This window comes from Chryseobacterium arthrosphaerae, from assembly GCF_001684965.1.
GTDB lineage: Bacteria > Bacteroidota > Bacteroidia > Flavobacteriales > Weeksellaceae > Chryseobacterium > Chryseobacterium arthrosphaerae.
On sequence record NZ_MAYG01000001.1, the window covers coordinates 831,668 to 855,327 of the forward strand.

At 39.2% G+C, this 23,660-nt stretch carries 24 protein-coding genes; 14 read left to right on the forward strand and 10 right to left on the reverse strand.

Annotated elements, in window-relative coordinates; genetic code table 11:
* Positions 1-879: 879 nt before the first annotated feature.
* The gene (locus BBI00_RS03675) at positions 880-1,509 is read left to right on the forward strand and encodes a DUF1062 domain-containing protein (RefSeq protein ID WP_065397497.1); all 630 of its coding nucleotides are present in this window, start codon (positions 880-882) and stop codon (positions 1,507-1,509) included.
* Between the two features lie 66 nt (positions 1,510-1,575).
* Here BBI00_RS03675 and BBI00_RS03680 read toward each other — a convergent pair whose 3' ends face one another.
* Complete coding sequence (locus tag BBI00_RS03680; protein WP_065399605.1) at positions 1,576-2,502, reverse strand: Dyp-type peroxidase; 927 nt, start codon at positions 2,500-2,502, stop codon at positions 1,576-1,578.
* 209 nt (positions 2,503-2,711) lie between these two features.
* Here BBI00_RS03680 and BBI00_RS03685 point away from each other — a divergent pair, with 209 nt between their 5' ends.
* From BBI00_RS03685 to BBI00_RS03730, 10 genes are all read left to right on the forward strand, one after another.
* A complete protein-coding gene (locus BBI00_RS03685; RefSeq protein WP_065397498.1) occupies positions 2,712-3,461 on the forward strand; it encodes a sulfite exporter TauE/SafE family protein in 750 nt (249 codons plus the stop codon).
* A gap of 7 nt (positions 3,462-3,468) precedes the next feature.
* Positions 3,469-3,711, forward strand: coding sequence for a MoaD/ThiS family protein (locus tag BBI00_RS03690; RefSeq protein ID WP_065397499.1), 243 nt, complete (start codon positions 3,469-3,471; stop codon positions 3,709-3,711).
* A 66-nt stretch (positions 3,712-3,777) separates the two neighbouring features.
* Positions 3,778-4,194 carry a molybdenum cofactor biosynthesis protein MoaE gene (locus BBI00_RS03695; RefSeq protein ID WP_065397500.1) on the forward strand — a complete coding sequence of 139 codons (417 nt, stop codon included), beginning with the start codon at positions 3,778-3,780 and terminating at the stop codon, positions 4,192-4,194.
* A gap of 46 nt (positions 4,195-4,240) precedes the next feature.
* Positions 4,241-5,116 carry a formate dehydrogenase accessory sulfurtransferase FdhD gene (gene fdhD / locus BBI00_RS03700; RefSeq protein ID WP_065397501.1) on the forward strand — a complete coding sequence of 292 codons (876 nt, stop codon included), beginning with the start codon at positions 4,241-4,243 and terminating at the stop codon, positions 5,114-5,116.
* A gap of 150 nt (positions 5,117-5,266) precedes the next feature.
* On the forward strand, positions 5,267-5,617 hold the full coding sequence (locus BBI00_RS03705; protein WP_065397502.1) for a DUF7009 family protein: 351 nt from the start codon (positions 5,267-5,269) through the stop codon (positions 5,615-5,617).
* A 22-nt stretch (positions 5,618-5,639) separates the two neighbouring features.
* The gene (locus BBI00_RS03710; protein ID WP_065397503.1) at positions 5,640-8,033 is read left to right on the forward strand and encodes an FdhF/YdeP family oxidoreductase; all 2,394 of its coding nucleotides are present in this window, start codon (positions 5,640-5,642) and stop codon (positions 8,031-8,033) included.
* A gap of 17 nt (positions 8,034-8,050) precedes the next feature.
* Positions 8,051-8,536, forward strand: coding sequence for a molybdopterin-dependent oxidoreductase (locus BBI00_RS03715; protein ID WP_065397504.1), 486 nt, complete (start codon positions 8,051-8,053; stop codon positions 8,534-8,536).
* A 29-nt stretch (positions 8,537-8,565) separates the two neighbouring features.
* Positions 8,566-9,483 carry a bestrophin family protein gene (locus tag BBI00_RS03720; protein ID WP_065397505.1) on the forward strand — a complete coding sequence of 306 codons (918 nt, stop codon included), beginning with the start codon at positions 8,566-8,568 and terminating at the stop codon, positions 9,481-9,483.
* Between the two features lie 22 nt (positions 9,484-9,505).
* Positions 9,506-10,051 carry a DUF488 domain-containing protein gene (locus BBI00_RS03725; protein WP_065397506.1) on the forward strand — a complete coding sequence of 182 codons (546 nt, stop codon included), beginning with the start codon at positions 9,506-9,508 and terminating at the stop codon, positions 10,049-10,051.
* Between the two features lie 198 nt (positions 10,052-10,249).
* Positions 10,250-10,459, forward strand: coding sequence for a hypervirulence associated TUDOR domain-containing protein (locus tag BBI00_RS03730; protein WP_065397507.1), 210 nt, complete (start codon positions 10,250-10,252; stop codon positions 10,457-10,459).
* Positions 10,460-11,441: 982 nt separating this feature from the next.
* Here BBI00_RS03730 and BBI00_RS03735 read toward each other — a convergent pair.
* The 5 genes from BBI00_RS03735 to moaA all read right to left on the reverse strand — a co-directional run bounded on the left by BBI00_RS03735 (position 11,442) and on the right by moaA (position 16,438).
* On the reverse strand, positions 11,442-12,497 hold the full coding sequence (locus BBI00_RS03735; protein WP_065397508.1) for a HesA/MoeB/ThiF family protein: 1,056 nt from the start codon (positions 12,495-12,497) through the stop codon (positions 11,442-11,444).
* 584 nt (positions 12,498-13,081) lie between these two features.
* Entirely contained in the window at positions 13,082-13,687 is a 606-nt protein-coding gene (locus BBI00_RS03740; RefSeq protein WP_065397509.1) for an NTP transferase domain-containing protein, read from the reverse strand.
* On the reverse strand, positions 13,668-14,144 hold the full coding sequence (gene moaC / locus BBI00_RS03745; RefSeq protein WP_065397510.1) for a cyclic pyranopterin monophosphate synthase MoaC: 477 nt from the start codon (positions 14,142-14,144) through the stop codon (positions 13,668-13,670). Before moaC ends, BBI00_RS03740 begins: the two co-directional genes overlap by 20 nt.
* A 96-nt stretch (positions 14,145-14,240) precedes the next feature.
* On the reverse strand, positions 14,241-15,440 hold the full coding sequence (locus BBI00_RS03750) for a molybdopterin molybdotransferase MoeA (RefSeq protein WP_065399606.1): 1,200 nt from the start codon (positions 15,438-15,440) through the stop codon (positions 14,241-14,243).
* 8 nt (positions 15,441-15,448) lie between these two features.
* Positions 15,449-16,438, reverse strand: coding sequence for a GTP 3',8-cyclase MoaA (gene moaA, locus BBI00_RS03755; RefSeq protein ID WP_065397511.1), 990 nt, complete (start codon positions 16,436-16,438; stop codon positions 15,449-15,451).
* Positions 16,439-16,780: 342 nt separating this feature from the next.
* On the opposite strand from moaA, the gene BBI00_RS03760 reads away from it, so the two are divergent.
* Positions 16,781-17,641 (forward strand): helix-turn-helix domain-containing protein, encoded by an 861-nt coding sequence (locus BBI00_RS03760; protein WP_065397512.1) that lies wholly within the window; start codon positions 16,781-16,783, stop codon positions 17,639-17,641.
* On the opposite strand, the gene BBI00_RS03765 is transcribed toward BBI00_RS03760, so the two are convergent.
* From BBI00_RS03765 to BBI00_RS03780, 4 genes are all read right to left on the reverse strand, one after another.
* Complete coding sequence (locus BBI00_RS03765; protein WP_065397513.1) at positions 17,638-18,543, reverse strand: PhzF family isomerase; 906 nt, start codon at positions 18,541-18,543, stop codon at positions 17,638-17,640. The genes BBI00_RS03760 and BBI00_RS03765 overlap by 4 nt on opposite strands.
* A gap of 266 nt (positions 18,544-18,809) precedes the next feature.
* A complete protein-coding gene (locus BBI00_RS03770) occupies positions 18,810-19,211 on the reverse strand; it encodes a DoxX family protein (protein ID WP_065397514.1) in 402 nt (133 codons plus the stop codon).
* A gap of 12 nt (positions 19,212-19,223) precedes the next feature.
* On the reverse strand, positions 19,224-19,844 hold the full coding sequence (locus tag BBI00_RS03775) for a hypothetical protein (RefSeq protein WP_065397515.1): 621 nt from the start codon (positions 19,842-19,844) through the stop codon (positions 19,224-19,226).
* A gap of 65 nt (positions 19,845-19,909) precedes the next feature.
* The gene (locus BBI00_RS03780; RefSeq protein WP_065397516.1) at positions 19,910-20,509 is read right to left on the reverse strand and encodes a Crp/Fnr family transcriptional regulator; all 600 of its coding nucleotides are present in this window, start codon (positions 20,507-20,509) and stop codon (positions 19,910-19,912) included.
* A gap of 251 nt (positions 20,510-20,760) precedes the next feature.
* Between BBI00_RS03780 and BBI00_RS03785 the strand changes: the two genes are divergently transcribed.
* Together BBI00_RS03785 and BBI00_RS03790 are read left to right on the forward strand one after the other, a co-directional pair.
* On the forward strand, positions 20,761-21,798 hold the full coding sequence (locus BBI00_RS03785) for a helix-turn-helix domain-containing protein (RefSeq protein WP_065397517.1): 1,038 nt from the start codon (positions 20,761-20,763) through the stop codon (positions 21,796-21,798).
* A 119-nt stretch (positions 21,799-21,917) separates the two neighbouring features.
* Entirely contained in the window at positions 21,918-23,558 is a 1,641-nt protein-coding gene (locus BBI00_RS03790; RefSeq protein ID WP_065397518.1) for a serine hydrolase domain-containing protein, read from the forward strand.
* Positions 23,559-23,660: the final 102 nt, after the last annotated feature.

Below are 23,660 nucleotides of genomic sequence, written 5' to 3' on the forward strand. Positions count from 1 at the left end.
ACTATAGATAGGAGAGGTAATTCTTTTGGATTGCCTCTTTTTTTATTTCTGTGATGAAGTTTTTTATGGTATCAAAATAATTATTCCTCCAAGCTGGTGCGAGCATCTTGCTCGTACCAAAATAATAATTTTAAAATTATACTTATTTTCCGTGTTTCAAAAAATCATACTAGCAGCTCTTACAGTAAAAAATACTTTACAAAATAGTAAAGTGTTGTTATTTCATACAGATACGAGCGAGACGCTCGCACCAGCGAGGGGATCTTTCTTTGCATTTTTTTAATTGTTTACTGTACTCAACAAAAATAGTGTACGTTCTGTAATGCTCCCTGTTTTTGAATTTAATCCATCATTTCTTCGATAGCTCTTCGATACTTCTTCGGATGAGCTTCGGAAAAAGAATCATTTTATCGAAGCTCATCCGAAGAACACTCGAAGGAAACCCGAAGGAAACTTAAGATATGGTGATCTGAATAAAAAAGCCTAGAAGGTGCCAACTATAATCAAAAAAAATGGACTGATCTCTGAAAATTACTGTTGTAAGGAAAAAATCACTACTTTTATCACAACCAAGTAAACAGCTCGTTTTGAGAAAAACTCTTAAACTTATTACAGCTTAGTATCAGTCTCAGTAACCACAGGCTGATCATTCTTTCGTTCGGATAATCCTATCTGAACAGGTTTTCATTTCACCCTATTATTGTCCACATTGCTTGTAGGAGCATAACTATTTTGCTATTCCGATATGGCCGGTTTTACCGATCAGTACCCGGAGCAGGAAACAGTCTGTATCTTTTGTCTGAGTATCTTTCTCAGAACCTTGTAATGCGTGAATAATAGGCAAAACTTACCAAAGAATATTAAGCACGATTATAAGTAATGAGTATCCAGCATATATGGGAGATCAGAGTGAAAAATACTCCCTTGTTAAAAAAGAAATGCAGCCATTGTGACAGTGACAGATTTGCCTGCAGCGATAAATTCAGATTAAATGCCCAAAAAAAGAATATTGATATCTGGCTGATTTACAGGTGTGTAAAATGCAGCAGTACGTACAATATGACGTTGTTTTCAAGGATCAGAACAGAATCCGTCAGTAAAGAAATATTCAATAAAATGTCTGAAAATAATAAAGAAATGGCCTGGGAATATGCTTTTTCCCATGATATAAGACGTAAAAATAATGTTGAAGCCGATCCGGATAGCGTAGAATATGAAATACGGCACAATGAAATACAGGAAGAAGAAATGCTGAATCCGGACAGTGAAATGCTTACATTCAAAATAAAATGTCCTTTTGATTGTAATCTCAGAATGTCAGCTGTAATCAGAGAAGGCCTGAATCTTTCATCAGCTCAACTGAAACGGCTTATTGAAACTGATGCCATATGGTTGGATGGAAAACCTCTCCAAAAGAAACATAAAATTAAAAATGATGATACTGTTCAGGTTCATAAGGCAAAGCTGAAAAGCGTATTGAATAAAGATGAAGCCATTGATGCCGAATAAAAGTAAGGACCATTGCACCCGAAATGGTCCTTTTTGTATTGATAAAACAGTTTTCTATTTAAAAAATTAAGACGAAAAATCATCCAGCATATCTGCTGAAGGAACAAAAAATAAAGTGCCGGTTTGAGCAGTGCTGAAGTCCAAAATACGGTCGTAATTTCCTGCCGGATCTCCGATGAACATATTCGTAAGCATTTTCTCTACCGTACTGAAGGTGCTTGCATAGCAGATAAAGTACGTTCCCATTTCATTGGTAGAAACATTCCCGAAAGGCATATTATCCCGGACAACCTTAAAATCATCACCTACATTGGCCAGGGCGATATGGGAGTTTTTAGGCTTCACCTCATCGTCCATTTCGATATCGTGTTCCTTCGACCGGCCGATGACCTTTTCCTGATCTTCTACAGAAAGAGATTTCCAGGCATTCATATTATGGAGGTATTTCTGTACAAACAGGTAGCTTCCGCCTTCATATTGTGGGTCTGCATCTCCGATGATGGCGAAATAATCACGGTCTTTGCCATGTGGGTTTTCAGTACCGTCCACAAAACCTAAGATCGATCTGCTGTCCCAGTAACGGAATCCCTGCACCTCAACCACACAGTCTGCAATATCTTTCATAAAATCTGAAATGGTGGAAGCCATATCATAGGCAAAGCTTTTTTCATCGGCACGGATGTGGAAGTGAAGATCACCTCTGGTACTTACCGCCGTATGTCTGCTACCCTGTATAGCTTCGAATTTTTTGAATTCTTTTGGCAGCGGAGCAGGCAATTCGAGCTGCAGCCATGCCTCATAGCCGATCCCCATTACACAGCTTGCTTTGGAATCCGGGAAACGGTCAAGGGCAGAGTTATTCAGATTAATGATAAGAGCACACATTCTCTGGAAAACAGATTTTATTTTGGAAGGGTCTGCATCCTGCCTGAAATTCCAAACCAGAAAATACGTATTGTTGTTGGGATAATCGGTGACATTTTGAGCATTCATGTTTTTTTGTGTTTCGTTTGCTGGCATTTTTATTTTTTCTAATGAATCAAATTTAGTAAATGATAACGGTACCCCATTACTTTATGAATGAGATAAACAATTTATGACATTTTTTTCACAAATCAATGTATAGACTTTTATATATTCTCTCGCAAAACAAGCCGTAAAATGAGTAATATTGTATTAAAATTAACCTTCAATAAAATAATATGGGGCATTGGGAGATCTTTCTCTTCTTTTTGATGATTGCCTTTGTGTATTCATCGGTAGGATTTGGGGGTGGCTCCAGCTACCTGGCGGTATTGGCGATGTATAATCTCCCTTATCAGGAAATACGTCTCACAGCATTGATATGCAATGTCATTGTGGTGATCGGGGGCGTTTATATTTATATTAAAAATAACCAGATCGAATGGAAAAAAGTACTGCCGATAACCTTAGTGAGTGTTCCGATGGCGTATCTGGGAGCGGTGCTGAAAATAAGCCAGGAAACCTTTTTCCTGATTTTAGGGATCACCCTGATCATTGCTGCGGTATTATTGTGGGTAAAAACAGAAGCAGGAAATGATGAAAAAGCAGCCCTGGATTCAGGCTCTTCATTGTTGGGAAATAGCTTTTTAGGGGGAGGAACAGGTTTTTTGTCCGGACTGGTAGGAATCGGTGGCGGAATTTTCCTTTCTCCTTTGCTTAATCTCATGAAATGGGATACTGCAAGGAAAATTGCGGCTACGTCCAGTGTTTTCATATTGGTGAATTCAGTATCCGGTATTTTGGGTCAACTGTCAAAATTATCTGTGGGTATGGATGTTTTCAGGATTGCCAGCCTGTGTCTGGCTGTTTTTGTGGGCGGACAGATCGGCTCCAGAATGTCACTGAACTGGAATCCCCTGATCATAAAAAGAATGACGGCTATACTTGTCCTTGTGGCCGGGATAAATGTCTTAATTAAATATTGGTAATATAAAAATGAAACTTAAAATATTGGCTTTTGGAATAACAAAAGATATTCTTGGAACATCAGAAAAAGAACTGGAAGTACAGGAAGGTTTGAATGTAAAACAGCTGAAAGATAAACTGGAAAATGATTTCCCCCAACTCATAAAACTGAAATCTTATTTCATCGCAGTAAATGAGGAATATGCCGGGGATGATCAGGTGATTACAGGTACAGATGAAGTGGCAATCATTCCCCCGGTAAGCGGAGGATAAGAATTTTATAGTAACAATATCAGCTACAGCCACCTGAATACAGAGGAGTGCGTAAAATAAAAAGAAATGATTGATATCCAAATAACAGAAAACCCATTAAGTATTACCGGATGTCTTGGCATAGCCCAGGATCTGAGTAGTGGAGGAGTTGCTACCTTTATCGGCACCGTTCGTAATATCACCAAAAATAAACCGGTAGTCCGCCTAGAATATGAGTGCTATAAGTCTATGGCTGAAAAAGAGATCAGAAAAATTGCAGATCAGGCTTTATCACTCTTTTCTGTAAGAAATATCGTTGTTCATCATCGTACCGGAATTTTATTTCCTGGTGATGCTGCCGTAATAATTGTGGTGAGTGACGGCCACCGGGACGCTGTTTTCGATGCATGCCGCTACATCATTGATACCATAAAGCAAACCGTTCCCATATGGAAAAAAGAGATTTTTGAAAATGGTGAAGAATGGGTTTCAGCCCATCCGTAATCGAAGAGCTAAATTTCGTATATTTACTATACCAGATTATTCAGATATGAAAACCAATCTATTAGAAAACCAATCTGTACAGAAGATAGATATTGTCAAAGTAAAAGAGGGCGCCTGTTTCTCTTATACCGATGATATTTCTGTGGAAGAACCGCTCGAAATCCGTATTTCCTATGGCCCGAAAGAGCAGAGGATCAGTAAAAATATATCTGTAACGATGAGAACTCCCGGTCATGATGCAGAACTGGCAGCAGGCTTCCTTTTTACGGAAGGAATTATTTCAGGAGATCATCAGATCAGAAATATAGCGCATCCACAGGCAGAATGTTCCAGAAACAGGGAGAATATAATAGAGGTGGAGCTGGCAGAAGATTATATTCCTCAGCTCAAAAGTGCAGACAGAAATTTTTATACCACCTCCAGCTGTGGAGTATGCGGAAAAGGATCTATTGAATCTATAAAAACGGTAAGTACCTTTCAGAATATTGAACGGGAACAGTACACGCTGTTATTTGACGTCCTGTATCAGCTATCCGGAAACTTACAGTCTTTTCAGAATAATTTCAGCGCTACGGGAGGCATCCATGCTTCAGGTATTTTTGACTTTGAAGGGCGTTTGCTTGCCTTACGGGAAGATGTAGGAAGACATAACGCTTTGGATAAACTTATCGGACATGCATTAGCTACAGGACAGCTTCCCCTGAAGGATAAAATTTTAGTCCTTAGCGGAAGAGCAAGCTTTGAGCTTATTCAGAAAGCAGCCATGGCAGGTATTTCTGCTGTTGCAGCAATAGGAGCGCCATCCAGTCTGGCGGTAGATCTGGCAAAAGAATTTGATATGACATTACTGGGATTTCTTCGTGAAAACCGCTTTAATATTTATAATGAAAGCAGTTTCCATAAAATAATGAATAAAGAATAATATTTTACCCCTCGCTGATTTACAGATTAAGCAGATATTTGTGGAAAGCCCGATCTGCACATAGAAAAGATATGATACCTGAATTTTTACAGGTCTCTTTAAAAATTAAAAGTCCTGTATTTTTGAGAATTGATAAAACAGACATTAGCAATGAAAATAAGAATAAAAGATAACTCCATCAGATTCCGTTTAACCCAATCGGAAGTTTCGGAATTAGGAAGAAACGGTATCGTATCAAGCTTTACCGAATTTGTTGACAGACCCTTCATTTATACGATAGAAAAATCAGAGGATGCGGTATTATCTGCATCATTCATTGAGAATAGGATTGTGATGAAAATGCCGGAAGCAATGATTGAAGAACTCGTATCTACAGATACGGTAGGCTTTGACGGGCAGGCAGGACTGGTAAAGCTTTTGGTTGAAAAAGACTTCGTATGTATAGATAATACAATGGAAGACCAGAGCGATAACTACCCGAATCCCAATCTTACCTGTTGATCACTTTACAAAATAAAAGGCTATGGAAGAAAATAACAAGAAGAAAGTAGAAGAGGAAATCAGTAAAGAGCCTAATGCTGAAAATCCGTTTACTTTACTCGATCTTAAACTGACCCATGTTGAAAAAGCAGCAGCGGGTATTCCTGCGGTAATGGCTGCCTTTGGCGATTTGTTTGAAGAAAAAACTCCCGTTCGCGGAATGAGAGCCCTGTTCAGAATGAATCAGATGGGCGGTTTCGATTGTCCCAGCTGTGCATGGCCCGATCCTGATGATGAGCGGTCTGTACTTGGTGAATATTGTGAAAACGGAGCAAAAGCCCTTGCAGAAGAAGCTACTACCAAAAGAGTAACACCTGAATTCTTTAAACAGAATTCGGTATTTGATCTGGCTAAACTGGATGATTATCAGATCGGAAAGATGGGAAGGCTTACAGATCCTATGTACCTGGCTCCGGGAGCTTCTCATTATGAACCCATCAGCTGGGATAATGCTTTCAAAAAGATAGCAGAACATTTGAATGCTTTGGAATCTCCTGATGAAGCCGCTTTTTACACTTCCGGCCGTACAAGCAATGAAGCATCATTTGTTTATCAGCTGTTTGCGAAAGAATTCGGGACCAATAATATGCCTGACTGTTCCAATATGTGCCATGAAACCTCAGGTTCTGCCCTGCGTCCAACCATAGGAATCGGTAAAGGTACCGTAACACTGGAAGACTTTTATGATGCTGAAGTGATTGTGATCATAGGACAAAACCCGGGAACCAATGCTCCGAGAATGATGAGCGCTTTGGCAAAAGGGAAAAAGAACGGAGCCAAAATTATTGCCGTTAATCCGTTACCGGAAGCAGGACTGATGGGATTTATCAACCCCCAGAATGTAAAAGCTATTCTGACGGGAGGAGTGCAACTGGCAGATCTGTATTTACCGGTGAAGATCAATGGAGATATGGCATTGCTGAAAGCGCTTGAGCTTTTACTGATAGAGTTTGAAAAGAAAAACCCGGGCAAAGTATTTGATGAAGATTTTATCAGAGATAAAACAGTGGGTTATGAAGACTTTATGAAGCAGTTTGATCATTATAAATTAGAGGAGCTGGCTCAATTGGCGGGAGTTTCTGAAGAAGACCTTTATAAAGCAGCTGAAATGATTGCCTTTAAAAAACGGATCATCATCAGCTGGGGAATGGGATTGACCCAGCAGCCGAATGGAGTGGATATGATCAGGGAGATTCTTAATATCCTTCTGCTTAAAGGAAGTATTGGTAAACCCGGAGCAGGAGTATGTCCCGTACGTGGCCACAGTAACGTGCAGGGAAACAGAACCATGATGATTGACGAAAAGCCTACGGATGAACAGCTTGACCGTCTTGAAAACTTCTACGGCTTCAAAGTACCCCGCAAACATGGATATGATGTGGTACGTGCGATAAAGGCAATTCATGAAGAAAAAATCAAAGTAATGTTCTGCATGGGAGGGAATTTCATTTCCGCAACACCGGATACAACCTATACAGCCCATGCTTTAAGAAAGCTTAACCTGTTGGTGTCCGTTTCTACAAAGCTGAACAGAGGACATCTTGTTCATGGGAAAGAAGCTCTGATTCTGCCTACTTACGGACGGAGTGATAAAGACATCGTGAATGGAGAAGTGCAGATCGTAACGACGGAAAATTCAATGGGAGTTGTTCAGACCTCTAAAGGAATGCTGGATGCCGTATCAGATAACCTCATCAATGAAACCCAGATCGTATGCCGTATGGCAATGGCAACTTTAGGAAGCCGTTCTGTAGTCAACTGGCAACGGTATCATGACAGCTATGATGCGGTAAGAGATGATATAGAGCAGTGTATTCCGGGATTTACAGACTATAACGTTCGGGTCAGACAAAAAGGAGGATTTTATCTTCCCAATGCAGCAAGAGACGAGCAAAAATTTTCAAAAGAACTTGGCGGAAGGGCTCCGTTTACACTGACTGAAATACCGGATAACAGCCTTGCCCATGATGAGTATATGATGGCAACTACCCGTACCCATGATCAGTTCAATACCACCATTTACGGGCTAGACGACCGCTATCGGGGGATTAAGAATGAACGCCGTGTCATCTTTATGAATCAGAAAGATATAGACAGGGCAGGATTTAAAGCAGGAGATAAAGTGGATCTTTACAACTATGATGACGGAATAGAAAGGGTAGCCCCTCTGTTTATCATTGTTTCCTATCAGATCCCGGAAAAAAATACAGTCACCTATTTCCCGGAAACCAATGTTTTGGTATCGGTAAATAATGTAGTGAAAGAAAGCAATATGCCGGCCTCCAAATATGTGAAGATCAAAATCAGAAAACACGACCCTGAAGTCTACAAAAAAGTAGATGAAATGCTTTATAAAGGGGCTGTTCAAAGACCATAAAATTCTTATACTGTTATATGAAAAAAATAGTGCCTGTAGTACTGCTTTTGCTTTCCGGCTACGCCTTCTGCCAGTCAGGATTCAGACTTAAAGTGAGCGGGGAAGTTCCTGATCCTTTAGAATTGAGTCTGACCGATCTGTCAGAGATGCCCAGAAAAGAAGCTTCACTAAAAGATAAAGACGGAAGTATTCACAAATATACCGGTGTTTCCGTTCAGGATATCCTTGCAAAGGCAGGAGCTCCTTCAGGTAAAGCACTGCATGGGGAAAATATCTCAAAATATCTGCTGGCCAAATGTACAGACGGATATCAGGTATTATTTTCACTGGCAGAGCTGGATGCTTCCATTGCAGACAAAAATGTAATTGTAGCAGATACCGTTGACGGAAAACCTTTACCGGAGTCAAAAGGGCCGCTTCGCCTCATTGCCGAGGGAGAGAAAAAAACTGCACGCAGTTCTTATCAACTGGAAGCTTTAGTAGTAGGACAGATAAAAAAATAAATTTCAAATAAAGGCTTTACAAAAACAATATGATTATAAGGAAGAAGGAACATTGGTTCAAAATGCTTTTTGTCTGGCATGGCTCTGTACTTCCGGGATTGCTGCCACGCCTTTTTTTACTTCTTATTCTATCGTTGGGAGTCGTATACCTGCGTGGTGTTATTTTTTCTTTTAAGATTCCGCTCAATCCGGCACCTTTAACGCTATTTGGATTTGTGCTGGCTTTGTTTCTGGGATTTAGGAATAATGTCAGCTATGAAAGATTCTGGGAAGGACGTAAACTGTGGGGCGCTTTATTGAATACTGCACGGTCACTGACCAGGCAAGCTTTAACCTTAAAGGATATAAAAGGAAGCAATGTTTCAGTGCCTGAATTTATACAATTGTTAGGAGCTTTTGTTTTTGCATTGAAACATCAGCTGAGAGGAACAGATGCTTATGAAGATTTACAGCACAGGCTTAATGAAGACCAGTTGAAAACCGTTGCTGCATCAAAATATAAACCGGCTGTCATTATGAAGCTATTGGGTGAATGGGTACAGAAGGTAAAAGCTGAGGGCAGCATAGATTCTATCCGGCAGGCCCGTTTCGATGAAAATTTTGATAAACTTTCCGATATTGTAGGCGGATGCGAAAGAATTGTTTCTACCCCCATTCCTTACAGTTATCGTGTGTTACTGCATCGTACTGTATATATTTACTGTTTTCTTCTGCCATTCGGGTTGGTAGACTCTCTGAGATGGTTTACACCGCTTATTGTAGTATTTGTTGCCTATACATTTGTAGCTTTTGAAGCAATAGCAGATGAAATTGAAGAACCATTCGGCACCGAAGCCAATGACTTAGCCTTAAACAGTATGTGTATCATGATTGATGAAACCATTCATGAAATGGCAGGGGAGGAGATTGCGGTTTCTCAGAAAGTGAAACAGACCATTATAGACTGATTCATCAGAAGATTATAAGCGTATGGAGCCTCAGAAAAAACCGGTAATTTATACCATTGGACATTCCAATCGTTCTTTGGAAGAATTTTTAAAAATGCTGACGTCGTTTCATATTGAAATCCTTGCAGATGTAAGGAGGTTTGCAGGCTCAAAACGATACCCCTGGTTCAGTAAAGAAAACCTTGAAAAAGTACTGCCGGAAAATAATATTGAATATATTCATCTTGAAGAGCTGGGCGGGCGGAGAAAAGTACAGCCCGATTCTGTCAACAGCCGTTGGAAAAATGAATCCTTTCGCGGATATGCGGATTATATGCAAACCCCTGAATTTATCAAAGCCGTTGAAAAACTCGAGGGTATCGCCATGAAAAAAACAACAGCTTTTATGTGTTCAGAAGCAGTGTGGTGGAGCTGCCACAGATCTATGATCTCCGATGATCTGAAAGCAAAAGGATGGAAGGTAGAACATATCATGAACATCAATAAAGCGGAAGAACATCCTTATACAGCACCTGCAAGAATACGGGACGGAAATGTCTTTTACTCCGATGAAAGTTTATTTGACTGATGTATTCTTTTAACTAACCAAGCCCGTTTAAACAATGAAAATCTTTGATTTTCATCTTATGTGTTCTACTCAACAGCATTATATTAAACTTCTAAAGTAAATTCAGGTGTCCAAAACAAAAACTTTTGTGCCTTTTGTGGTTCACTTAGCGTATCATCATAGAAATCATTAGAGTCAGTAGCTTAAAATCTAGAAATTATGAAACCAAAATTCAAAAGAGGGGACAAGGTAAGCTGGAATTCCGAAGCAGGAAGGGTTTCCGGAACCATTATTAAAATCCATACCAGAGATTTTGATTATAAAGGCTATACTCATCATGCGAGTGAAGACAGTCCGCAATATGAAATCAAAAGTGATAAATCAGCTCATATCGCTGTCCATAAAGAATCTGCCCTTACGAAGATTTAAAAGAAAGATGTTTGCAGTATCTTTTTTAACGGAGTGTTCGCAAAGATTTTAAAAAAAAGATTTTATTCGTTCGCAAAGGCGTTCTACTCAGCAAACGTGTAGTAAGTACTTAGCTGAATGAAATGCCCTTGCGAACGAAAAATATTCCGTCTGTTTTGTTCGGTCCTTTGCGATTCCTGGCGTTAAAAATTAAAAAAATCAAAAGTGATAAATCAGATTATATTGTTGCCCCTAAAGAATCTGTTCTTACGAAGATTTAAAATAAAGATGTTTGCAGTATCTTTTTTAACGGAGTGTTCGCAAAGATTTTAAAAAAAAAAGATTTTATTCGTTCGCAAAGGCGTTCTACTCAGCAAACGTGTAGTAAGTACTTAGCTGAATGAAATGCCCTTGCGAACGAACAATATTCAGTCTGTTTTGTTCGGTCCTTTGCGATTCGTGGCGTTAAAAATTTTAAATCAGTTCATATCGCTGCCCATAAAGAATCTGCCCTTACGAAGATTTAAATGTAAGATGTTTGCAATATCTTTTTTAACGGAGTGTTCACAACGATTTTAAAAAAAAAGATTTTATTCGTTCGCAAAGGCGTTCTACTCAGCAAACGTGTAGTACGTACTTAGCTGAATGAAATGCCCTTGCGAACGAAAAATATTCCGTCTGTTTTGTTCGGCCCTTTGCGATTCCTGGCGTTAAAAATTAAAAAAATCAAAAGTGATAAATCAGATTATATTGTTGCCCATAAAAAATCTGCCTTTATGAAGATTTAAAATAAAGATGTTTGCAATATCTCTTTTAACGGGGCGTTCGCAAAGATTTTAAAAAAAAAGATTTTATTCGTTCGCAAAGGCGTTCTACTCAGCAAATGTGTAGTAAGTACTTAGCTGAATGAAATGCCCTTGCGAACGAAAAATATTCCGTTTGTTCTGTAGGACCTTTGCGATTCCTGGCGTTAAAAATTAAAAAAATCAAAAACTGACTTATTTCAAGTACCGGGAGTTCTTTCCTGTATTCCACTGATTCCATTTTTTAAAGAAAACAGCTCCTTTTCAGGGAAAACCTTTTTTATTGTTCTGGCAGCTTCCATGCTTCGTCTTCCGGACTGACAATAAAAGACTACAGGCTTTGAAGCAGAAGAGATCAGAGGAATGTGATCCTGCAACCTGTTCAATGGAATATTTTTTCCTCCGATATTGAATTTCTGATGTTCTTCTTCAGTGCGTACATCTATGATTTCAAAATTGCTCTTTTCCTGTAAAAACTGCTCAAGACCAATTACCTGAATTGTCTGGGGAAGCTCTGTAACCTGAACAGAAGTTTTCTTGAGCTTAATGATCTGTGTTTTGCCACTCATGACATTCATCATCCATAATTTTCCGGCTAAAGTATCCTCTGAACGGGTGATGTATTTTATCGCTTCATTGGCCTGCATACAGCCTGTTATTCCGGCGAGTGTAGGAATTACACCCCCTTCTCTGCAATTAGGAACCTGGGATTCTTCTGCATTAGGGAAAACATCACGATAATGAGGAGAGTAGCTGCCGTCTTTCTGTAAAACATTCCAGATGCTTACCTGACCTTCATGCTGATAAATGGCTCCGTACACCAAAGGCTTTCCAGCCAGAACACAGGCATCATTCAGCAGGCATTTGGTTTCAAAATTATCAGTTCCTTCAATGATCAGATCAAACTCTGATATCAGATCCATAACATTGGATGAGGTAATCCGTAATCTGTAAGGAATAACGGAAACAGAAGGATTCTGCTGTTGTAGTTTTTGGGCTGCAATATCCACTTTGTAGCTTCCGATATCATCAGGTGTGTATAAAATCTGACGGTGCAGATTGCTGAGAGAAACAATATCATCATCTGCAATACCAATAGTTCCCACACCGGAAGAAGCAAGATATTGTGCTGATGGACAGCCGAGACCTCCCATGCCGACGATGAGGATCCTTGCACTCTGAAGTAATTCCTGGGAAGCAATACCAAATCCGGGTAAAGCCATCTGACACTGATAGCGTTCAAATGAAGCACTCATAATTGTTCCTGTTTTTAGTAATACGTTGTAAGTGTATATTCTTTCTGATTTTCAAATATCACTTTTAATTTCGTTATCTCAATGATTATATATCTTTCCCGCAGATTCCAAGGATCACACAGATTTTCCACAAACATCTGCATGATCAGCAAAATCAGCGAGCAAAAAAACTATCAATATACAGCATTCAGTTTTATCGCAGATAAAATCCTTGCGCCTTAAAAATACGACAAACTTACTCACTTAGCGCCTTTGTGTTTACCAATACGATCTACAGAATAGTATTTTTTGGAGATTGTTTCGTCATTTGTTCACAGTATTTATGATTTGTGAAGATTAATATTTTCTCGCAGATCACACGGATTACGCAGATTTTCTAGAACTATCCACGTGATCAGCAAAATCAGCGAGCAAGAAAACCATCAATATACAGCATTCAATTTTATCACAGATAAAATCCTTGCGCTTTAAAATACGACAAACTCACTCACTAACGCCTTTACATTTACCAATACGATCTACAGAATAGTATTTTTTGGAGACTGTTTCGTCATTTCGTTCCTCACAGTGATTTATTGGTAAGGTCACTTTTTCATGATTTGTTTTGCTTTTTCCGCATCCTCAGGTGTATTCACATTCATTAAAGCATCCGGATTTTCCGGTTTTAAAATAAGCGTATCACTATTGATCAATACTTTCCTGGGACATGTATTTCCCATTCCCAGAAAATGGAGTAACAAAGGATAGCTTTTAGGCTCCCAGATCGTAATCAAAGGCTCCGGCAGCCCATCAAAAGGACTTTCATATGTTGTCGCTGCCTTTTCAGGATCCCGGGACCGGAGTAAAAACTCCAAAGATTTCGGATCCAGCAGAGGAAGATCACAGGCCACAACAAGCCATGCTGTATCTCTCCGGGAGCGCAACGCAGAAAGAATCCCGCCGAATGGGCCCATATTCAGAAATGTATCCGTAAGGGCTTTGTAGCCGGGATCAAAATTTTCCAGCTGATCCTGTCTGCAGGAGATAAAAACCTCCTCACAAAACGGAGCGATAAGATCGGCGGCAAAATAGCGCTGCTCCTTTCCATGCCAGTGAAGAAGATCTTTAGCCTTTCCCATTCTCACACTTTTTCCACCGGCGAGAACAAGACCGTTAACGGGAGGAATTGTATTATGTTCTTTTGAAATCATTTTTTCCGCCTGATTTTTCTATTAATTTAATTTCTTTGATGACAATATCATGGCTCAATGCTTTGCACATATCATAAATGGTGAGCGCTGCAACGGAGGCTCCGGTGAGGGCTTCCATTTCCACTCCGGTTTTGGCCTCTATGCTTGCGGTGCATTCAATTACAATTTCATTGTTGTCATTCAGTTTTATGTGGAGGTTACAATTGTCAAGGCCGATCGGATGGCAAAGAGGAATAAGTTCACTCGTCTTTTTGGCGCCCATTATTCCGGCAATGATGGCAATCTGAAATACTGAGCCTTTTTTTGTTTGAAAATCATCCTGCTGTAAGGCATGTAAAACAGCCTCTGGCAACGAAATGACAGCCTGGGCAACAGCTTTTCTGCTGGTGATTTTCTTGCCGCCAACATCTACAATTGCAGGTTGGCCGTCTTTATCGAGGTGAGTAAATTCTGACATGTTTTATTTTATCTATCTTGCTGTGAAGCTCATTGTAAGCTGCATATTGATATGTTTTTTATCTGTAATAATAAATTGTTTTGAAATCTCCGGTTTTTACTGGTCATTATATTTCCATATTTTATAAACTTCCCCTTTCCTGAAAATCTCCTTTTCCAGCGGAAGTTCCATAAAAGCATCCGTATCGGCAAGATGGGAAAAGTCTCCGGATCCGTTGGTTTCAACCGATTCAGCCGTAAGCTGTCCCGCCTGATTGACAGAAAGCTTTACCTGTACAAAATACTGCAGGGGAAAACTTACCTGCATATCATTCTGCAAAACTGCATACTGAGGTGAGCTTCCGGATAGTCCCAAAGATCTTTCCAGCCAGGGAATAAAATACCTGTGCAGACACATAAAGACGGATACAGGATTGCCCGGAAATGCAAAAACAAGCTTTTGGTCTTTATTTTTTCCAAACCAGAAAGGCTTGCCCGGTCTTTGTTTGATTTTATGAAAGAGCTTTTCTATTCCGAGTTCTTCACAAACCTCCGGCAGATAATCGAATTTTCCCATAGATACACCGCCACTCATCAGGAGTATATCATAGGTTCGGATACAGCGGGAGAGCTCATTTCTGATCTCCTCATAATCATCCTGAAGGTGAAGGATATCCGCTTCAATATTGTATTTCTTTATCACCGACTGTATGGTAATTCCGTTGGAACGTCTCAATTGATAATGATTGGGAACAGATTCTGCGCTTACCATTTCATCTCCGGTAGAGATGATGATGATCTTAGGCAGCTTTTTTACAGAAACAGAAGTTTTTCCAATAGAAGAAAGGATTCCCATGATGACAGGAGTGATCACCTGATCAGCTTTTACCAGTACTTCACCTGCTTTTTTATCCCTGCCTTTCAGATGGATATTCTGACCTTTCTTGATATCAGCGTTTATTGCAGCGCTTCCGTTATGTATTGTTATATCCTCATACCGGATGACAGTGTCCATCGAATGGTCTAAGGCTGCGCCTGTCATGATTTCTATGCATTCAGTTTCTGAATCTACAGAGAGGGGTGGCTCTCCGGCAGACTGTATGGCTTTAATGCCAAATGAACGGACTCCTTTTTCATAAGCTTCATAGCGGATGGCAATTCCGTCTACGGTAGGTCTGTCAAAAGGAGGTAAATCCCGGTCTGCTGTGAGATCCTCTGCCAGAATTCTTCCTGATGCATGGAGATAAGAAATAGTCTCTGTTCCAAAGTCCTGACTCTGGGAAAGTATAATATCTTCTGCCTGTTGTACGGTGATCATTTCCATAGTTATCCTCCTATTGTAGCCATCGACTGGTGAATGGATCGGGCAGTGGTGTCCTGCTTCTCAGCTTCCCATCCGTCTTTGGGTTTATGGTGTATACTGTTGATAATTATATTTTTAAGGTCTTCGTCAGTAGCTCCGGAGCGGATTTTTTCTTTTAAATTTATGCCGCCGCCTTCATACAGGCAGGTTCTCAATATACCGGCGGGAGTGATGCGTATCCTGTTGCAGTCTCCGCAGAATGACCGGGTATAGGCCGCAATGATGCCGATATCTCCTGCAAAACCTGGTATTTTATAGTTGTATGATGTAGAACTTTTCGGATCTTCCGCCTTCTCTATATCGGGAAAATAGGTTTTGATATAACGATAGATCTGTGGATAATTCCATTTCGGGACCATATCAGCGGTGTTATTTCCGTTGAAAGGCATTTCCTCAATGAAGCGTACATCCACCGGAAGATCTTTTGCGAGCTGAACCAGAGGAATGATATCTTCTGTGTTCTGATTTTCCATCACTACGGTGTTGATCTTTACCCTGATATCATGCTCCAGCAGGCTTTCCAGTGTTTTCATCACTTTATCAAAGCTTCTCCGGCGGGTGATTCTGAAGAAGCGTTCTTCATCCAGTGTATCAAGGCTCAGATTAACGGATCTGATGCCAAATTCTTTAAGCTGAGGAATATACTGTTCCGTAAGGAGCCCGTTTGTCGTTATACTGAGATCAGACAGCCCCTTAAGATGGGATATCTTTTCAATAAGCCGGATGCAGTTTTTTCTTACAAAAGGTTCACCTCCTGTAATTCTGATTTTATCTACACCAAGTTCTGTAAATACGGAGCATATTCTGAGCATTTCCTCATCCGTCATCAGCTCATTCTGTTTGATCCAGGAAAGTCCGTTTTCCGGCATACAGTAGGTACATCGGAGATTGCACCGGTCTACAACAGCGAGTCTTAAATAATTGATATGTCTTCCGAATTTGTCTGTTAACATGTTTTTACGGGAAAAGCCTTATACAAATATACGTATTGTTTACATGGTAAAGCAAAAATCCCGGTACTGAAAGTAATGAGTAAAAAGAGGTTTTTGTGTTTTATAAGTATCTTATTTTTAAATATATACAGGTTTTGTTTTTGTTTCCGTATACAGCTGTTCATTATTAATGGTATGAAAAGGTGACATTCTTCTCACGGTTTCTGATAGTTTCAAACAGATAAGAAGGATGTATCTTTGTACGCTTTAATGGGCATGATAATTTTGAGTAAGGAAAATAATGTATGGGTATTTTCATAAATTAGTAAGTGCATTTCAGTATTGTATTGAAAAAGAGAAGGTATGATAATAGAAAAAGAATTGATCAATAAAGACTCGGTAGAGGAGGTATTTAACAAAGGTATAGATGTTGTTTTTCAGGATGAGATCAGTGGGGAATCATTAAACTTTTTTCCTGAGAATTGCTTTACCATTATTTTACTGGATGAATGTGACGGTGGAAAATGCATAACCGGTCTTAATAAATATGATCTGAAAGCGCAGCAGTTATTCATACACCTTCCCAAAAGAGAATACAGATGGGATCTTTCGCCGGCTACCAAAGGCCGCAGGCTTATCGTCAACGATGCTATTCTTAAAACATTTTCACCGACTCTTAAATTTACTTTCTCTTCCTACAGCAAATATGAAATGATACAGCCTGATGACGAAACGTATCACAGGTTCAGTCTTGAATTTAATGCGATCAGAAAGGAAATTGCTGCAGATGTCGTTTTTCCGGAACTGATCAATGCAAGGGTAAGGCTTCTGGCACTCATTATCAACCTGTGGGTAGAGCATGCTTATGGTAATAAAGCCCTGAGCACTCCGGATAATCTTGCTTTCCGCTTTCATATGCTGGTAGACAAATACTACAAAACCCAGAAAAATGTAGCTTTCTATGCTGAAGAACTATGTATTACGCCTAATTATCTGGGAGTAATATGCAGAAAACAATACAATATATCTCCACTCGAGTTCATAAAAGAAAGAATCATTCTTGAAGCCAAAAACTTACTTCACAGTTCAGATAAATCAATTAAAGAAATAGCTTTTGAGCTGGGCTTTCAGAACTTTTCCCACTTCTCATATCTATTCAGGATTAAAACAGGTTCCACACCGAAAAACTATCGCAAAAAGCTGGAAGAGACCCATACCGATTAAACAGATATAATCGTCCGGAATACACTTACCGCATTTCCTGTAATTCTTACTCTTTGGGGGATGCTGTTGGCAACGGTAACTTCTACCTTCATTTCTCCCATCCGGTTGATGGTTTCACCCTGTCTTCCCGTAAATGTAAAAACACCATCAGATATATTGATGATTTGATTCTGAATGAGATAGCCGCCCAATGGTCCGTTGGCATTTCCGGTAACAGGATCTTCCTGAATTCCGATCGCAGGGGCAAACATTCTGCCATAAGTAAGAATTTCTCTGTCGTCAGAATCAAAAGTAAATACGAAATAACCGTTACATTTGATTTCCCTGCTAAGATCTGCGAGTGCTGTAAAATCCGGAGACAGATTATTGAGCAGGTCCCTGCCTGTGATCCCGATCATTACTTTTGAATGGCCTGTAGAAGCAATCTGTACCGGGCATCTTTCGTCAAGTTCTTCCATTCCTAAGCCTAAAGCATGAACAATTTTTTGAGTTGTTGAAGAGTCAAAAACAGGATTCATACTAAAATCTCCCTGGGTCATGGTGATCTGATAATCATCGTCCTGGCGTATAATATCGATCGGTAAAATTCCTACCTGGGTATGTATTCTTACGGTACAGGAATCCATCCGGTCTTCTATGGCTTTCGCATATAAAGCTCCAATGGTGGCATGTCCGCAGATCGGGACTTCTGTTGTTGGAGTAAAATACCGTATGGAATATTCATAATTATCACTGTCAGAGCCTTTTATAAAGGCTGTTTCTGAATTATTCAGTTCTCTGGCGATCAGCTGCATTTCTTCATCAGTCAGATGTTCAGCATTCAGTACCACTCCGGCAGGATTTCCTTTAAATTTTTCTTTTGTAAAAGAATCAATCTGATGTACAATGATTTCCTTCATCATCAATTATTAAACGTAAAGTAAATATAGTAATAAAAGGGAAACGGAAGATACTTGTCAATAGATTAGCTTCCGGAAATCAGAGTCAGGATGACGTTGAGATTTGTATTTTATATTCACAGCTATTAAATCTTCCCGCAGATTTTGCAGATTTTTTACGAGGATCTGAAAAATCTGCGGGAGGTTATACTGTTTAAAATCTACAGCTTACAATTTTATTGCAGATAAAAGATCGGGAATAGATTGCTTTTATTCTCAGGAAGCATTCATCAATCCCATTTATTACCGGCAGAAACGGCATATTTTCCTGCTCCGGTAAAGAAAAAACTTAAACCGATTAACATATAGATTGCTAAAAGTTCCAGAGCCCAGCCTCCAAAATCATTAAGCTTAAAAATATTGGCTGTCTGTGCAAGAATGATGGCCGTAAAACAGTTTGCTGCAAAAACCACACCTGCCAGCCTTGCCCTGAACCCTATGATCAGCATCACCGGTGCAATAATCTCACCCGCAAATACACCATAGGCAAAAAAAGAAGGTAAACCATGCATGGTCATCATATCTTCAATAAATCCGATACCGTGGATCAGTTTATTAATTCCGTATACCGACATTGGAAAGCCAATGGCTATTCTGCTGATTAAAATTCCTAGATCAATGTTTTTTTTCATTTCTTAAATTATTTAAAAGTTATATTTTACAAATGCCCCGATATTTTCCAGGGTCTTTTTTCCGTTGTTGAACTGGTCAAAATTAGTAGCCACACCGTACATCATTTTATTCTGTTTTATTCCTAATCTGATCAACTGTAATCCTCTCGGATAACCGCTGTTGTCAATGTTTCCGATAGCCAGTATACTGAAATATCCCTGCAGGTTTTCTTTCAGGTATGGCATATATTCCAATGAGACAGACTGTTCCAGTGAAAAGCCTTTCTGGTAAGTTGTTCCTATAGCGTAGGAAAGCGAATAAGTGGGTCGGGTAATTTTGTATTGTACATAAGCACTGAAGAAGGCACCCGGATTTTTCATTCCGAAAGCAGCATTCACGCTCAGTTTTTTGCTAAGATTATATGCGAAGGTGTTTCGGATAAAGAATATATTCTCCCTGTCCTGAGTATATTCCGTGTCGAATAGAGTAAGGTTGCTCAATTTCAGTCTGTCATTCAGCTGATAATTGATAGTGTGCATATAGGTATAGGAACGGTTCCCTAAGACAAGATCGGGAGTATAGGAAAGTTTCTGTGCATTCAGCCCTAAAGCAGCCGAAGCAAGTGTTGTTACGGCGATTAATTTAGCCTTCATAATTCACTCATTAAAAATCTGTGAGCAAAATTATTCAGGCCGGAACGGAATAAACTTAAGATATCTTAAGAAACGTCTGAGAGGTGTTTTTTTCTGAGATAGCTCAGATATTCTACGGTGATTCCCAGAAAAGAAGCAATCATATATTGGGGAAACCGCTGTTCGATATTACGGTAAGCGGTAACGAAGTTTCTGTATTTGGTATAGGCATCTGCCCTGGAATGTTCAAACGTCCTTTCCTGCAGGGTAACATAGGCCGACTGCATTTTCAGCCGCCAGAATTCAGAAATGGCAGGAACTTCCCTGTAAAGCAATTCCAGGTTACTTTTGCTGATCTGTACGATCGTAGTATCTTCATTGGCCTGGATAAACATTCTGGAAGGCAGCTCACTCAGATAACTGTACAGATCATTCACCCACCAGTTCTCAATACCCAGCTGAGTAATATTTTCTTTACCTTTTTCATCAATATGATAGGCATACAGGCTTCCCGTAGCAATGAAACGCATATGTCTTGAAATCTGCCCTTCACGGAGCAGGTAATCCTTCTTTTTAAGCCTGATAAACTCCAACTTTTGAGTGATCAGGTCAATTTCGTTCTTTCTTAAAGCAATGATTTCCTGAAAATGCTGAATCAGTTGAGAAATAATGATATCTGTGTCCATAGTGAAGAATTGAAAACTGCAGTTTCAGTGAATATTGCAGCGTTACAAATGTATGCAAATATTACGGGACTTCCTGAGCTGTTAATTAAGTTAAAATAACGACGCATCCGGTATTTGGAGGCAGATAGATGCTGAAATTTTATTATATTTAACTGCGTGAATTGAAGGCAGTCAGATTCCGGACAATTTCCCTGATAAAGAGTTTGGACCATCTTTAGGAAAAGGCTCATTTATCATATTGAAAATAAACTATGGCATTAATAAACGATTTAGGTAAAATTATTGTATTTCTGTTTTTACTGTTGAGTGTTTTCCTGATAACAGCAAAAGCAGAGCGCAAACTTCCCAATTATTTGTTTGCTGCCTTTCTTTTAATTTCGATAGTTGATCTTTCCGGCTTTTTCCTGCCACCTTCAGATTACAGCATCATTAAAGGATTCAAACTGTCCAGTATCTTATTACAGCTTCCTTTGTATTTTCTATACGTTAACGCAGCCTGCTATTATAATTTTAAACTTAAGGGAAAGCACCTTGTACATGCTTTGCCTTTTATATTCTTTTGGGTATGGTTTGGGATAACAGGAATTACCGGGCAAAATGACCGCATACTTGATATTGTTTCTACCGTTCAGTATTATGGCTATATCATTGCTGTCTTTATCACCCTCAGAACATTCAGAAGACTGTACAGGGAAAATTACTCCGGTAATTATCATCTTACTTATAAATGGCTCATGCAGACCACGATTATTTTTCTGATCGGAAACTGTTTTGTTATGCTGAGAGGTTTTGTAAAAGATAATGAAGAGGTTTTTATGTATTTGTATACGTTGTCATCCCTGTTTGTATTATTTGTCATCAGCTGGTTTGTATTGAATGCACTATACCGTCCCAATCTTCTGGCAGGAATCAACAAAGATCTGGAGCCTGTAAAATCTGTAGAAAAACCCAAAGAAGAACCTGAACAGCTGAAAGTACTCCTGAATTTTATGCAGGCTGAAAAACCTTACCTGGATGATAAGCTTACCCTTCAGAAACTTTCAGAGCAGATTCAGCTTCCGGAAAAACAACTGTCGGTACTGATCAATCAGTATACAGGTAAACACTTCTTCGATTTTATTAATGAATTTAGAATTAATGATGCTAAAAGATTGCTCAAAGATCAACCCCAACTTACTGTACTGGAAATATTGTATGAAGTGGGATTTAATTCCAGATCTTCTTTTTATACAGCATTCAAAAAAGAAACAGGAGTGACTCCTACAGATTACAGGAAATCAGATGTTTAATAGATGTCCGATTTAAAGTCGGACTGATTTTCTTCTAAAAAAGTGTCCGCTTTCCGGTACCCGGATGTTTAAATCATCACAAAGTTTCAGCTTTGCTTCATCATTAAATACTACAACAAATGAAGCCAACAATTAAACTTACATTATTTCTTTTTTATGCCCTGAATTTCGGAATCCTTTCTGCACAATCCGGAACAAGAGACGAAATCCGGAAAGCTGATTCTCTTATCAGCAATTATTCTGATCCCAACGCTCCCGGAATGGCAGTAGGGATTATAAGAGACGGAAAGATTATTTACAAAAAAACATACGGACTTGCTAATCTTGAAGATAAAATTCCGGTAACAGACTCTACGGCGTTTGATATTGCATCGGTTTCTAAACAATTTACTGCATTTATTATGCTTTTAGCCGAGCGTGAAGGCAGACTGTTTTTGGAAGATGATATCAGAAAATATCTGCCGGAATTGAAAAGTCTGCCTTATAAAATAACGGTCAGGCAGCTGGCTAACCATACCCACGGATTGCCGGACTTTACAAGCATTAAAAGACTTCAGGGATTTGGAGATGAATTCCGGGTAACGAATGATCAGGCGATAAAGACGGTTTTAGCTATTAAAAGTATCAACTTTAAACCGGGAGAACGATACGCTTACAACAATACAGGTTTTATGCTTCTTGCTGAAATTCTGCGCAGGGTCTACAAAAAAGAATTCAGAGAACTTCTTAAGGAATATATTTTCCAACCGCTGAAGATGAACAGTTCCACAGCTGTTGATGATCCATTGAAAATAACTCCTAACAGGGCAGAATCTTATCAGGAAAGCAATGCTACATTTTTTAAATATCCTCTGGGACAGATGGAAAACGGGTCTTCCAATATTTTCACCACGCTGAATGACTTGTGTATATGGGCTTTGAACTATCAGAAACCTGTGATCGGAAGCCGGGAGATCTATGATAAAATGCAGCAAAATACTTTTCTGAATTCAGGAAACAGAGTAGAGTACGGCCTTGGTCTGCAGACCGGAAAGTATAAAGGATTGAATATTGTCTTCCATGGTGGTGGTACAGCGGGGTACAGGTCTTATATACTGCACATACCTGCCTACCGGTTATCTGTTGTGCTGGCTGGAAATAAGGGGAATTTTGACGGTCTTTTTATCGCCTATAAACTTGTTGACCTGTTTCTTGGAAATCATCAGGTACTATCTGCGCAACCACAGAAGATGAGCTACACCTCTGCCGAACTGAAAAAATTTGAAGGGATGTATGAAATTAACCCTGGAAATTATCTTGAGATATTATCGGACGGGAAAAATCTTTATCAGGGAAAAAGCAAAATGCTCTTAACAATCATGGGAGATGATCAGTTTGGTATTCCTGCCATACCCACAGCGAGTGTAACATTTCATAAAGAGACCCTTACTTTTAACGTAGGAGATTTTGCATTTGTCTGTAAAAAAGTAAAGCTGGAACCAATAAAAGTGAATAAAGCAGATCTTAATAAGCTGACAGGTTTTTATAGAAATGAAGAATTCAATACTATCTATCAATTACTAGTAGAAGATAACACATTGATCGCAAGGCATTATATTAACCCTGATGTTCTGTTGTATCCTTTAAGTCCAACCAATTTTTATTCCCATAAATCATTTCTTGGGCAATTGGATTTCAGAAAAGATAAAAAAGGAAATGTTACAGGATTTATACTTGCTGGAGCCAATATAGCCAATGTAGAGTTTAAAAAAATAAAATAAATTACCTGTTTTTTTTAATTGATCTATAATACATGAATAATTGCGAAATCGCATAACTGTAAAAAGGTTGTTTCAAATCCTGAAATAACTTTTTTCTTATGT

Coding starts and splice junctions, on each gene's coding strand:
- BBI00_RS03770 (WP_065397514.1), bottom strand. CDS start 19,211: ATGAAAAAAAACATTGATCTAGGAATTTTAATCAGCAGAATAGCCATT.
- BBI00_RS03740 (WP_065397509.1), bottom strand. CDS start 13,687: ATGATTTCAAAAGAACATAATACAATTCCTCCCGTTAACGGTCTTGTT.
- BBI00_RS03735 (WP_065397508.1), bottom strand. CDS start 12,497: ATGAGTGCTTCATTTGAACGCTATCAGTGTCAGATGGCTTTACCCGGA.
- BBI00_RS03725 (WP_065397506.1), top strand. CDS start 9,506: ATGGAGCCTCAGAAAAAACCGGTAATTTATACCATTGGACATTCCAAT.
- moaA (WP_065397511.1), bottom strand. CDS start 16,438: ATGTTAACAGACAAATTCGGAAGACATATCAATTATTTAAGACTCGCT.
- BBI00_RS03720 (WP_065397505.1), top strand. CDS start 8,566: ATGATTATAAGGAAGAAGGAACATTGGTTCAAAATGCTTTTTGTCTGG.
- BBI00_RS03750 (WP_065399606.1), bottom strand. CDS start 15,440: ATGATCACCGTACAACAGGCAGAAGATATTATACTTTCCCAGAGTCAG.
- BBI00_RS03790 (WP_065397518.1), top strand. CDS start 21,918: ATGAAGCCAACAATTAAACTTACATTATTTCTTTTTTATGCCCTGAAT.
- BBI00_RS03685 (WP_065397498.1), top strand. CDS start 2,712: ATGGGGCATTGGGAGATCTTTCTCTTCTTTTTGATGATTGCCTTTGTG.
- moaC (WP_065397510.1), bottom strand. CDS start 14,144: ATGTCAGAATTTACTCACCTCGATAAAGACGGCCAACCTGCAATTGTA.
- BBI00_RS03765 (WP_065397513.1), bottom strand. CDS start 18,543: ATGATGAAGGAAATCATTGTACATCAGATTGATTCTTTTACAAAAGAA.
- fdhD (WP_065397501.1), top strand. CDS start 4,241: ATGAAAACCAATCTATTAGAAAACCAATCTGTACAGAAGATAGATATT.
- BBI00_RS03715 (WP_065397504.1), top strand. CDS start 8,051: ATGAAAAAAATAGTGCCTGTAGTACTGCTTTTGCTTTCCGGCTACGCC.
- BBI00_RS03695 (WP_065397500.1), top strand. CDS start 3,778: ATGATTGATATCCAAATAACAGAAAACCCATTAAGTATTACCGGATGT.
- BBI00_RS03775 (WP_065397515.1), bottom strand. CDS start 19,844: ATGAAGGCTAAATTAATCGCCGTAACAACACTTGCTTCGGCTGCTTTA.
- BBI00_RS03785 (WP_065397517.1), top strand. CDS start 20,761: ATGGCATTAATAAACGATTTAGGTAAAATTATTGTATTTCTGTTTTTA.
- BBI00_RS03675 (WP_065397497.1), top strand. CDS start 880: ATGAGTATCCAGCATATATGGGAGATCAGAGTGAAAAATACTCCCTTG.
- BBI00_RS03705 (WP_065397502.1), top strand. CDS start 5,267: ATGAAAATAAGAATAAAAGATAACTCCATCAGATTCCGTTTAACCCAA.
- BBI00_RS03780 (WP_065397516.1), bottom strand. CDS start 20,509: ATGGACACAGATATCATTATTTCTCAACTGATTCAGCATTTTCAGGAA.
- BBI00_RS03730 (WP_065397507.1), top strand. CDS start 10,250: ATGAAACCAAAATTCAAAAGAGGGGACAAGGTAAGCTGGAATTCCGAA.
- BBI00_RS03760 (WP_065397512.1), top strand. CDS start 16,781: ATGATAATAGAAAAAGAATTGATCAATAAAGACTCGGTAGAGGAGGTA.
- BBI00_RS03680 (WP_065399605.1), bottom strand. CDS start 2,502: ATGAATGCTCAAAATGTCACCGATTATCCCAACAACAATACGTATTTT.
- BBI00_RS03710 (WP_065397503.1), top strand. CDS start 5,640: ATGGAAGAAAATAACAAGAAGAAAGTAGAAGAGGAAATCAGTAAAGAG.
- BBI00_RS03690 (WP_065397499.1), top strand. CDS start 3,469: ATGAAACTTAAAATATTGGCTTTTGGAATAACAAAAGATATTCTTGGA.